The 3,047-nt window shown below is 35.5% G+C and carries 2 protein-coding genes; one reads left to right on the top strand and one right to left on the bottom strand.

Going from position 1 to position 3,047, the window contains the following annotated elements; genetic code table 11:
• Positions 1-114: 114 nt before the first annotated feature.
• Positions 115-1,476 (top strand): glutamine synthetase family protein, encoded by a 1,362-nt coding sequence (locus tag ABXH34_RS18405; protein WP_353573349.1) that lies wholly within the window; start codon positions 115-117, stop codon positions 1,474-1,476.
• A 74-nt stretch (positions 1,477-1,550) separates the two neighbouring features.
• On the opposite strand, the gene ABXH34_RS18400 is transcribed toward ABXH34_RS18405, so the two are convergent.
• Positions 1,551-2,393, bottom strand: a complete 843-nt coding sequence (locus tag ABXH34_RS18400) for a class I SAM-dependent methyltransferase (RefSeq protein ID WP_353573348.1) — start codon at positions 2,391-2,393, stop codon at positions 1,551-1,553.
• Between the last annotated feature and the right edge of the window lie 654 nt (positions 2,394-3,047).

Genomic DNA, 3,047 nt, shown 5'->3' with positions numbered 1-3,047 from the left:
TATTTAAAGTATTTCAGGACTGCCAGTCCTCACATTCAAGATAGAATTGACTATACCTATTCCACCCTACATGAATAATTTAAAATCAGCCATGAAATTTATAAAGATAAAGCCATGAATAAAAAGCAAATCATTGAAAAAATTATACAGAGCAAACATAATAAAGTATGGCTTGTCGTTACGGATATTGATGGTCGTGCGTTGAGCAAATTGATACATCGTGATAAATTTTTATCTGCGCTAGAAAGCGATGGAATCAGTTATTCTTCTGGTATTTTTGCGATTGATATTGCAGGTAGCATGTACACTAACACGCAAATTTGTGGCTGGCACAAGGGTTTCCCCAATACTTATGCCCAGATTGATCTTGATACCTTTAGGCAAATTCCTTGGAATGATGACATACCGTTTTTCCTCGCAGACCTCAGTCAACAAACCAATGATTTATCACAAGTTTGTCCCAGAAGCTTATTAAAACGTATTATCCAAAAATATACCGATAATCACTATACCCCTGTCTTTTCACAGGAATATGAATGGTTTAACTTCATTGGAAATCCACAAGAACTACAAGCACAACAATTCCAAAATTTAGTCCCGTTGACTCAAGGCAGTGATGTATATTCAATGCTTAGACCTGCAATGCATCAGAATTATTTCAATGATTTATTTGATTATCTTGATAAATTTGGAATTCCACTTGAATGCTTACATACTGAGTATGGCCCCGGTCTTTATGAGGCTGCGATTCAACATACTGATGCTTTAACCGCTGCTGACAGAGCCACTTTATTTAAAACAGGTGTAAAACAAATTGCTTATCAACATGGTTTAACTGCGTCTTTTATGGCAAAAGTCAGTGACATGTTGATTGGTTGTGGCGGGCATCTGCACCAAAGTATTTATGATGATAAGCTTGAGCATAATGTATTCTTTGACAGTCGTAATCCACATAATATGAGTGGCTTAATGCAAAGTTATATTGCAGGACAAGTCACCTGTTTGCCTGAAATATTGCCCATGTTTGCACCTGTGGTAAATAGTTATAAAAGATTGCATCCTTATTCAGTCGCGCCAATAAATGCTACTTGGGGTGTTGATAATCGGACTTGTGCGTTGCGGGTGTTATCAGAATCGCCTGAATCAACCAGAATAGAACATCGTGTCGCAGGTGCAGATATGAACCCTTATCTTGCAATGAGTGCTTGTTTGGCTTCAGGCTTATACGGTATTTTGAATAATTTGACATTGAATACTGCACCAATAATGGGTAATGCCTATGAAGATACACAAAGCCATCCATTACCAACCAGTTTACAAGAAGCGACCGAGCGAATGAAACATTCTGATATTTCACGAGAATTATTTGGTGATGTGTTTGTTGAGCATTTTGTCAAAACCCGTGAATGGGAATGTGAGCAATATAATGAGGAAGAACCAAACTGGGAATTAAAAAGATATTTTGAATTGGTCTAGCTATTTTTTAGGTCTCATTTTATATCTGTAAACACAAGGCATACCCTTGCTCGCTTTACAGATACTGCGATAAGTCATTCTTTGATAAAAGTCACCATAAACTCCCACACACACAAGCCAGAATCAGGTGAAATATGATAAATCCGCTCATTTTCAGCTAAAAAATGTGGGTTATCTAAAAAATAAACTTCAAACATTTTTCTCTTGAAGCCTGCTATTTCAAATATTTGTTTTAATCTCAATGGGGTATACAATATTTGTACTTGATCATTTTTGGGTTCGTAAAGTGTGCTTTTTGCAATATTGATCGAACCATCTGTAATCAGATTACTAAATCGTTGATCCAGATAAGCTATCTCTACCGCGAAGTAGACAGAAGGAAATAGACCTTTTAATTTACCTGCCGGTTTCAAAACCCGATAAAATTCTTGAATCATTCTTCTATTAGCTAAATCATTGGAAGACAACACGGAATTTGATGTAATCACATAATCAAACTGACTTGACTCAAATGAAAGCTGCGTAGAATCTTCAACGATATAGGTAATTTTATTATGAGAGAACTCGCGTTCGGCGATTTGTATGGCATCTTGAGACCAGTCTGTGCAATAAATCGATTTGATGTGAGGGTAGTTAGAGACAATATATTGTTGTAAATGCGTTTTAGAACCACAACCGGGAATTAATATTGTTTCAATCTGTTCACTAATTTCACAACAAAGGTCTTCACAAACTTGGATATCGTCTGTGACACTAATCACTGTACCGCCATAACCCAGTGAGCTATGGGTGTGATTCCAAGAATGTTTTTCAGCCTCTATTTCTGCCTGAAATTGATTAAATAATATTTTTTCCTCTGAATTGTCTATTTCATCTAAGTTTACTCTATCTTGATGCGTGATTATCCATCTGTGCATGGATGATACCTTTCTTATATTAAATAATTGTTTTGATTTTGAAAGATGGATTATACAGGTGATTTGAATTAATTTACTAGATAGTAAAATCAGAGGGATAGAATTAAGAAAGGTTTAATAGGGAAAGATCATGATACAGACGGATGAGTTATGGTCTTATGTGGAAAATAAAGATAACTGGGTATGATTGGCACTAGATATAATCTTGCAATATTTTTCCAATCGATTTGGATTTACTATCCTGTTCAATCAGGGTGTCTTTCTTAATTATTAAGACAGGAGTTATATTTGTGTTCCATTAACCACCACAATCATGGTTCACCAATAAATTCTTGGTTAGCCGTCAAGTAATCAGTCTGCTCTGCTCCAAATATATCGATCAATCGATATATTGTTCTATTAAGGCTATACGTTCTTCTGAACCTCCTTTCTTACTACCCCGTAACGGAACTGCTGTTCCATTATAAACCACGCTCAACATCAAGATGTTTATCTCCAGTCTTCTTCTTTTCCAATTTGTTCTATCTCCAATGCCAATATCCATTTAGGAGTCATAAGCTTATTGCCAATGATTTATACAGCAAAACACACAACTTTAATCATATCTAAATCTATTTTTAAGATACCACATATCTATATGAGCTTTATTTTAAC

This window comes from Candidatus Albibeggiatoa sp. nov. BB20, assembly GCA_016744725.1.
Taxonomy (GTDB): Bacteria; Pseudomonadota; Gammaproteobacteria; order Beggiatoales; family Beggiatoaceae; genus Albibeggiatoa.
The sequence above is the reverse complement of the archived record's forward strand: the minus strand, read 5'-3'. Positions and strand labels throughout refer to the sequence as shown.

Coding starts and splice junctions, on each gene's coding strand:
- ABXH34_RS18405 (WP_353573349.1), top strand. CDS start 115: ATGAATAAAAAGCAAATCATTGAAAAAATTATACAGAGCAAACATAAT.
- ABXH34_RS18400 (WP_353573348.1), bottom strand. CDS start 2,393: ATGCACAGATGGATAATCACGCATCAAGATAGAGTAAACTTAGATGAA.